Raw genomic sequence first — 6,956 nt, 5'->3', positions numbered from 1 at the left:
GGTCGATCAGGCGTAGCGGACGACCTTGTTGACGGGCATCGAGGTCACCGACACGACCGAGACCGGCTTGCCGGGACGCGAGCTGTGCACGATCTTGCCGTTGCCGATGTACATGCCGACGTGCGAGGCGCCGCCGTAGTAGATGACGAGGTCACCCGGCTGGGCCTGCGACAGCGACACGGTGCGGCCACCGGCGGCCTGGGCCTGCGAGGTGCGCGGCACCGAGATGCCGGCGGAGCGCATGGCGGCCATGGTCAGGCCGGAGCAGTCGTACGCGCCGGGGCCGGTGGCGCCGTAGCCGTACGGCTTGCCCTGCTGGGCCAGCGCGAAGCTGACGGCAGCACCCGCGCGGCCCGATGCCGGGGCGGCGGCGGGAGCGGGAGCCGGGGCAGCGGCCGCACGAGGGGCGACAGCGGCGGCGGCGCGCGGCGCGGCGGCCTTGCCGCCCTGGAGGGCGGTCCACGTCAGCGTCGCGGCGGTGCCGGTGGCGGGGACGCCGTTGGCGCGCTGGTAGCGGATCAGCGCCGAGCGCGTCATGGTGCCGAAGTAGCCGGTGGCGGGGACCTTGAAGCCGGCCTTGGTGAGCGAGCGCTGGAGGCGCTTGACGTCACCGTTGCGCTTGCCGATCTTCAGGGTCGGCTGCGACCCGGCGGCGCACTGGGCGACGGTGTTGCAGCTCGGCGCGGCCTGAGCGGTGCCAGCGGTGGCAACGGCGAAGGACGCACCCAGGGCCGCGGTGGCGACCAGTGCTGCAGAAGACTTGTAGATGTTGCGCATTTCCTGGGATTCCCCTTGTGACTCGTGGACCCCCCGGACTGGGGGTCTCGTAGCGCCGGTTGACGCGTCCGGCGAGGAGAACGTACGTCGCCAAGATTCTTAAGTCAACTCTCAGGATCATCTCAGTTGAGGGAGGGAGTGGCCCCGGCGTCGATTTTGCGAGGGACGGGACCTCGCGTACAGTTCTCAGAGCCGAAGACCGCAGGTGATCGGGAGACCGATCCGAAATCTCGTGTGAGAGCCCGCGCAGGTGTTGCGAAGCAAGCCGGATGTGCATCCGCTCGCCCCGTGCCTCCTGCGTGGATTGTCACGCAAGACCGCACCGGGGCTTTTTTGTTTCCCGGCCCCACAGGTCTGCGGTGAGCCGCCCATCCAGGGTGGCGTACCAGGAGAAGTTGGGAAGGAGACCCGCATGGCGAGGCCGGACAAGACCGCCGCGGTCGGTGAGCTGAAGGAACTGTTCTCCAGCTCGCAGGCCGCCGTTCTGACCGAGTACCGCGGTCTCACCGTCGCTGCGCTCAAGGAATTGCGCCGCAGCCTCGGCGAGGACGCCACGTACGCCGTGACGAAGAACACTCTGACCCAGATCGCGGCCAAGGAGGCCGGTATCGAGGGGCTGGACGACCAGCTCACCGGACCGACCGCCATCGCGTTCATCAACGGCGACGTCGCAACCGTCGCCAAGGGTCTGAGGAACTTCAGCAAGGACAACCCGCTTCTGGTGATCAAGGGCGGCGTCATGGAGGGCAAGATCCTCGACGCCAACGGGGTCAAGGCTCTGGCCGACCTCGAGTCCCGTGAGGTGCTGCTGGCCAAGCTGGCCGGCGGCATGAAGGCGAACCTGAACAAGGCCGCCTACGTCTTCGCCGCACCGGCCTCCAAGCTCGCTCGCGCCCTCGGCGCGCTCGAGACGGCCGCGCAGCAGGACCCCTCGAAGATCGGTGGCGCAGGCGCCGCCGCCCAGAAGCAGGACGAGACCACCGAGGCAGCGCCCGCTGCGGAGGACAACACCGAATCCGCAGCCGACGCGGCTGACGAGAAGTAAGAAAGGACGCCCACCATGGCGAAGCTCAGCAACGACGAGCTCCTTGATGCTTTCAAGGAGATGACCCTCATCGAGCTCTCCGAGTTCGTGAAGCTGTTCGAGGAGACCTTTGACGTGACCGCGGCCGCTCCGGTCGCCGTCGCGGCCGCCGGCGCCCCGGCTGCGGGCGGCGACGCCGGCGCTGCCGAGGAGGAGGCCTCGGACGAGGTCGACGTGATCCTCGAGTCGGCCGGTGACAAGAAGATCCAGGTCATCAAGGAGGTGCGCGGCCTCACGTCGCTCGGCCTCAAGGAGGCCAAGGACCTCGTGGAGTCGGCCCCCAAGGCCATCCTCGAGAAGGTCAAGAAGGACGACGCGGCGAAGGCCAAGGAGGCCCTCGAGGCCGCTGGCGCCACCGTCACGGTCAAGTGATCACCGCGGCTCCGGCCGCAGCCTGACACGCGTTCACCGCGTGCACCGCGCGAGGCGGGTCCCCAATGGGGGCCCGCCTCGTGGCATTCAGCGCCGGGCCCGTACGCCGGTTCTGGTGGTGGGCGCCGGCGCCGTGGTGGTGCCGATGCGGATCGTCACGGGGTGGTCCTCGTCGGTGACGCGCTCGCCGTCGAGGAGTCGCGCGACCATCGCGCCCAAGTGGCGGCCCTTGGCCTGCCCGTCCTGCTCGGCGGTGGTGAGGCGGCCGGGCAGCCACGGGGTCTCGATGCCGTCGAAGCCGACCACGCTGAGGTCGTCGGGGACGCGGAGGCCCCGGTCCTCGGCCGCGCGGATCACCCCGCAGGCCAGCAGGTCGGACTGGGCGACGATCGCCGTCGGCCGTTGCGGCAGGTCCAGCAGCAGGGCGGCCGCCTCCGCGGCCCCGTCGATGGAGATCGACTCCGACTGGACCATGGGTGCCCGGGGGCCCACGCGCTCGACGAACGCCAGGCAGCGGTCGCGGGCGTCGGGGTAGGTGGCGGCAGCGATGTCGGCCACGGTGATGGGGCCGGTCTTCGCCCTTGAATCGAGCGGCATGGCGAGCAGGGCGAGGCGCGTGTGGCCCAGGCCGAGCAGGTGGTCCACCAGGGCCGTCGAGGCTCCGCGCTCGTCGACGCGCAACTGGGCGACCCGGTCGTCGCAGGGGGCGCCCGTGCCGATCATGCCGATGCCGCGGGCGGCGAGCTGGTCGACCATGGGGTTCGACGTGGCGCCGCACAGGGCGAACACGACGGCGTCCATCGCCTGCGTCGCGGCGAGCCGCTGGGCGCGCTCGCTGCCACCCGGCGGCTCGGAGATGAGCAGCATGCCGACCCCCATGTCCTCGAACGCCTGCCCGAGCCCGTCGAGGACGGAGACCGCGTACGGGTCCTGGAAGGCGTACCCCAGGGTGCCGTCGACGTGGACGCCGACCACGCCGGCGCGGCCCTGCCGCAGTGACGAGGCGAGGGGGTCGGGGCCGGCGTACCCGAGGTCGGCGGCGGCCGCCAGGACGCGCTCGGCCGTGGCCGGTGCGACTCCGTGCTTGCGGCTGTAGACCAGCGAGGCCGTCGAGATCGAGACGCCCGCCCGGGCGGCCACGTCCTTGAGGGTCGCGCGACGCTGCGCGGGTTGACGGTCACTCATGGCCGTCATACTATCGAATCGTTTCGATCGAATCGATTCGATCCCACGTCTTTCCCGCAGGAGTTCCCATGACCACCTCGTCCGCGGCCCCCACCGGACTCGCGCCCGAGCGCGTACGCGGCGCCGTCTGGTCGGTGCTGGCCGTCTTCGCCATCAACGGCCTGGGCTATGCGACGTGGTCGTCGCGCATCCCGGCCATCAAGTCGACCCTCGCGCTCGACCCCGCCCAGCTGGGCCTGTTGCTCATGTGCGTCTCCGCCGGCTCGCTGATCGGCCTCCCGACCGCGGGCCACGTCACCGCGCGCATCGGGGCCCGGCGTACGGTCATCGCCTCGGTCGTCGTCTATTGCCTCGGCCTCGTCGGACTCGGGCTCGGCACCGACCTGGCCCACTCCATCCCGCTGGCGGCCGCGGGCCTCTTCCTGATCGGCCTCGGCAACGGCACGTGGGACGTCGCGATGAACCTCGAGGGCGCGCTGGTCGAGCAGGTGCGCGGGCGCGCGATCATGCCGTGGTTCCACGCGGCGTTCAGCGGCGGCACGGTGCTGATGGCCCTCGCCGCCGCCGGCCTCGCCTTCCTCGGCGTGCCGGTCTGGGCCCACCTCATCGCGGTCGCCGCGATCTGGCCGCTCCTCGGGTGGCTGTCCGTACGCGGGTTCCTGCCCGGCGATGTCACCGAGGACGAGTCCGACGACGCGCCGAAGACCACGGCCGCGTCGGCATGGCTCGAGCCGCGGACGCTCCTGATCGGCGTCGTGGTGATGATCGCCGCCATGACCGAGGGCACCGCCAACGACTGGATGTCCGTCGCGCTCGTCGAGGGACACCACCTGCCGCAGTGGGCCGGCATCCTCGGGTTCGCCACCTTCCTCGGCGCCATGACCGTCGGCCGCCTCATCGGCACCTCGGCGCTGGATCGCTTCGGCCGCGTGCCGGTGCTGCGGGTGCTGTTCGTGCTGGCCGCGATCGGCGCCGCCCTGGTGGTCTTCGGCGGCACGGTCGGCGCGTTCGTCGGCGCGGCCATCTGGGGCGTCGGTGCGAGCCTCGGCTTCCCGGTCGGCATGTCGGCGGCGTCCGACGACCCGCGTCGCGCCGCCGCCCGCGTCAGCGTGGTCTCGACGATCGGCTACACGGCGTTCCTCGGCGGCCCGCCGCTGCTGGGCTTCCTCGGTGCCCATGTGGGCGTGCTGCAGTCGCTGCTGCTCGTCGGTGGGCTCGCGGTGGTCGCACTCCTCCTGGTGCCGGTCACGCGGCCGCAGCAGGATCGGTGATCACTCCCAGTCCATCACCCCGCCCGGCACGTCCGCAGCCGGGTCATAGGGCGTACGCGTGAACCGGAAGCTCGCCACGTCGAGGTGGCTGACGGTGTCGTCGGGCCGGCGTACGACCTGCAGCGGCTCGCCGCAGTAGTAGCCGTCGAGGCCCTCCCAGGCGTCCGGACCCGTACGCCGGAACCGGGCCCCGCGCCCGGTGCCGGGGTCGCCGAGCACGAAGTGCTCGCCGCGCAGCGTTCCGGTGGTGACCGACGGCCCCCAGTGCCACGTGCCGACGAGCTCGAGGTCGTCGACCGAGCCGGACGCCGACCACGGCGCGACCGGGTGGGGTTCGTGGGCGGACAGCAGGTCGAGCAGTTCCGTGGCGACCGGGCCGATCTTCCCGGTGGTCGAGTTCGTGAAGATGACCACGCCGTCTCCGGTGGCGAGGTCGACCTGCAGTCCCGCGAGGAAGCCGGGCATCGACCCGCCGTGGCCGGCGATCCGACGCCCGTCCTCGTTCCAGATCTGCCAGCCGAGCCCGTGGCCCGAGGCCCAGGGCTGGCCGGGGGAGTCGACGACCACGCGGGGGTGCAGCATCTCGGCGAGGGTCTCGGGCGACAGCAGTCCCGCCGTGTCGCCGGCCAGGAACGCCGCCCAGCGGCCGATGTCGGCGACCGTCGACCACAGTTGGCCCGCCGGCGCCATGGCGCCGGCGTCGTGTTCGGGCTCGGCCAGCAGGACGTCGGCGAAGGGGTGGACGGCGAGCCCGGGGGCCGCGCCCGGCCGGGGACGGGTGGTGGTGTCGGCCATGCCGAGGGGCTGGAGCAGCTCGCCGGCGAGGACCTCGTGCCACGCCGCGCCGCGGTGCACCTCGACGAGGCGGCCGAGGGCCGCGTACCCCACGTTGGAATAGTGGTGCCGCACGCCCGCGCCGAAGCGCTGCGTCACCGTCGGCGCCAGGGCGTCCCAGTCGCCGCCCGGCGTACGCTCCCACCATGGGCCGTCGGTCTCGGCGCGGACGCCCGCGGTGTGGCTGAGCAGCTGGGCGATCGTGACGCGGTCGATCGGCGAGCCGGGGACGTGCTCGCCGAAGCGGTCGTCGAGGTCCAGCAGGCCCTCGTCGCGCAGGCGCAGCACCAGGACGCCGACGAAGGTCTTGGTGAGCGAGCCGATCCGATACTGCACGCCGGGGGCGGCGGGCGTGCCGTCCGCGCGGCCGTCGAGGGTCCCGACGGCGCCCTCCCAGACGAGTTCACCCCCGCGGACGAGGCCGGCGGCGAGCGAAGGGACGCGTACCTCGGCCTGGGCGCGGGCGAGTCGATGGTCGAGCAGGGTGCGGGTATGGGGTGCGATCACCCGCGCCACCCTAGCGACGGCAGCCGATGGGTGCGGCGGTGTTCAATGGCGCCGCGACGGGTCCGGCCCGTGCTCGGCCTCGAACGCGGCCGCGCCGTCCCGGAGCGTACGCAGGGCCTCGGCCGGGTCCATCCCGCGGCCCACGGCCAGCCCCAGCACAAACGCCGACACCGGTACGCCGGGCCTCATGACCGCGCGGGCGACGTCGGTGGAGAGGCCGAGGATCTCGGGGATCGGCACGGCGCCGGGGTCGATCCCCAGCGGGGGACCCACCGCCTCCAGATAGGCGTCGAGTCGCGACAGGTCCTGGTTGGTGTCATGGGGCATGGGGCACCTCGATGCCATAGCGGTGGGCGGACTCGGGGTCGTCGACGTCGCCGACCAGCGCGTCGTCGAGGGGGACCTCGACCACGTTCAGGGGGGCCACGAGGCTGCGCACCGACCGGTCGCGTACGCCCCCGAGCGCGGCCAGCGCGCCGTCGAGCGCCGGGCGCCGATAGAGCGCGAGCAGGTTCTGGCGGAATCCTGCCCCGTCGACGGCGGCGTACGCGTCCACGCCGGGCACGTCCTCGGCCGCGTCGAGCAGGCGGGCGACCGCGGCCGGCGACTCCGGATAGTCGACCGCCAGTACCAGGACCCACGGCGCCGGACCGGCGTACGCCAGGTCGGTCATGCCGGCGGCGATCCCGGCGACGGGACCCCCGAACGGGGGGTCCTCCAGCACGCGCCGCGCGGTGCCTACGGCGGGGGAGTCGGGGGCGACCACGACGGTGGCGGCGGCTCCGGAACACGCGTCCAGCGCCCGCTCCAGCAGGGAGTGTGACCTGTATGACAGTGTGGCCTTGTCGACGCCTCCCATGCGGGAGGAGCGGCCGCCCCCGAGGATGAGGGCGTCGAAGAGCGGGATGGGCACGACACGCACCTTA

Annotated in this window: 8 protein-coding genes; 3 read left to right on the top strand and 5 right to left on the bottom strand. The window is 72.4% G+C overall.

Translation table 11 applies throughout. The features are described from left to right. Window positions 1-6: 6 nt before the first annotated feature. Entirely contained in the window at window positions 7-777 is a 771-nt protein-coding gene (locus ACYVAG_RS03905; protein WP_460766750.1) for a C40 family peptidase, read from the bottom strand. A gap of 412 nt (window positions 778-1,189) precedes the next feature. Between ACYVAG_RS03905 and rplJ the strand changes: the two genes are divergently transcribed. Both rplJ and rplL read left to right on the top strand, forming a co-directional pair. Continuing rightward, window positions 1,190-1,822, top strand: coding sequence for a 50S ribosomal protein L10 (rplJ, locus tag ACYVAG_RS03900; protein WP_460766747.1), 633 nt, complete (start codon window positions 1,190-1,192; stop codon window positions 1,820-1,822). Between the two features lie 15 nt (window positions 1,823-1,837). Then, on the top strand, window positions 1,838-2,233 hold the full coding sequence (gene rplL / locus ACYVAG_RS03895) for a 50S ribosomal protein L7/L12 (RefSeq protein WP_460766744.1): 396 nt from the start codon (window positions 1,838-1,840) through the stop codon (window positions 2,231-2,233). An 87-nt stretch (window positions 2,234-2,320) separates the two neighbouring features. Here the strand turns inward: rplL and ACYVAG_RS03890 are convergent, their stop codons facing one another. Further along, entirely contained in the window at window positions 2,321-3,418 is a 1,098-nt protein-coding gene (locus tag ACYVAG_RS03890; RefSeq protein WP_460766741.1) for a LacI family DNA-binding transcriptional regulator, read from the bottom strand. Between the two features lie 68 nt (window positions 3,419-3,486). On the opposite strand from ACYVAG_RS03890, the gene ACYVAG_RS03885 reads away from it, so the two are divergent. Continuing rightward, window positions 3,487-4,689, top strand: a complete 1,203-nt coding sequence (locus ACYVAG_RS03885) for an MFS transporter (RefSeq protein WP_460766738.1) — start codon at window positions 3,487-3,489, stop codon at window positions 4,687-4,689. Here the strand turns inward: ACYVAG_RS03885 and ACYVAG_RS03880 are convergent, their stop codons facing one another. Genes ACYVAG_RS03880 through mobA form a run of 3 tightly spaced genes read right to left on the bottom strand, consistent with a single transcriptional unit; the run spans window position 4,690 to window position 6,943 of the window. Further along, entirely contained in the window at window positions 4,690-6,030 is a 1,341-nt protein-coding gene (locus ACYVAG_RS03880; protein WP_460766736.1) for a serine hydrolase domain-containing protein, read from the bottom strand. A gap of 42 nt (window positions 6,031-6,072) precedes the next feature. Beyond that, entirely contained in the window at window positions 6,073-6,357 is a 285-nt protein-coding gene (locus ACYVAG_RS03875) for a DUF6457 domain-containing protein (protein WP_460766733.1), read from the bottom strand. Further along, window positions 6,347-6,943: a molybdenum cofactor guanylyltransferase gene (mobA, locus tag ACYVAG_RS03870; protein ID WP_460766731.1), complete on the bottom strand. Its 597-nt coding sequence runs from the start codon at window positions 6,941-6,943 to the stop codon at window positions 6,347-6,349. The genes ACYVAG_RS03875 and mobA overlap by 11 nt, the downstream gene beginning before the upstream one ends. Window positions 6,944-6,956: the final 13 nt, after the last annotated feature.

The organism is Mariniluteicoccus flavus (assembly GCF_054776655.1).
This window is presented reverse-complemented; position numbering and strand designations above follow the sequence as displayed.

Excerpts from the sequence above, each read along its gene's own strand:
- ACYVAG_RS03905 (WP_460766750.1), bottom strand. The coding sequence starts at position 777 with ATGCGCAACATCTACAAGTCTTCTGCAGCACTGGTCGCCACCGCGGCC.
- rplJ (WP_460766747.1), top strand. The coding sequence starts at position 1,190 with ATGGCGAGGCCGGACAAGACCGCCGCGGTCGGTGAGCTGAAGGAACTG.
- rplL (WP_460766744.1), top strand. The coding sequence starts at position 1,838 with ATGGCGAAGCTCAGCAACGACGAGCTCCTTGATGCTTTCAAGGAGATG.
- ACYVAG_RS03890 (WP_460766741.1), bottom strand. The coding sequence starts at position 3,418 with ATGAGTGACCGTCAACCCGCGCAGCGTCGCGCGACCCTCAAGGACGTG.
- ACYVAG_RS03885 (WP_460766738.1), top strand. The coding sequence starts at position 3,487 with ATGACCACCTCGTCCGCGGCCCCCACCGGACTCGCGCCCGAGCGCGTA.
- ACYVAG_RS03875 (WP_460766733.1), bottom strand. The coding sequence starts at position 6,357 with ATGCCCCATGACACCAACCAGGACCTGTCGCGACTCGACGCCTATCTG.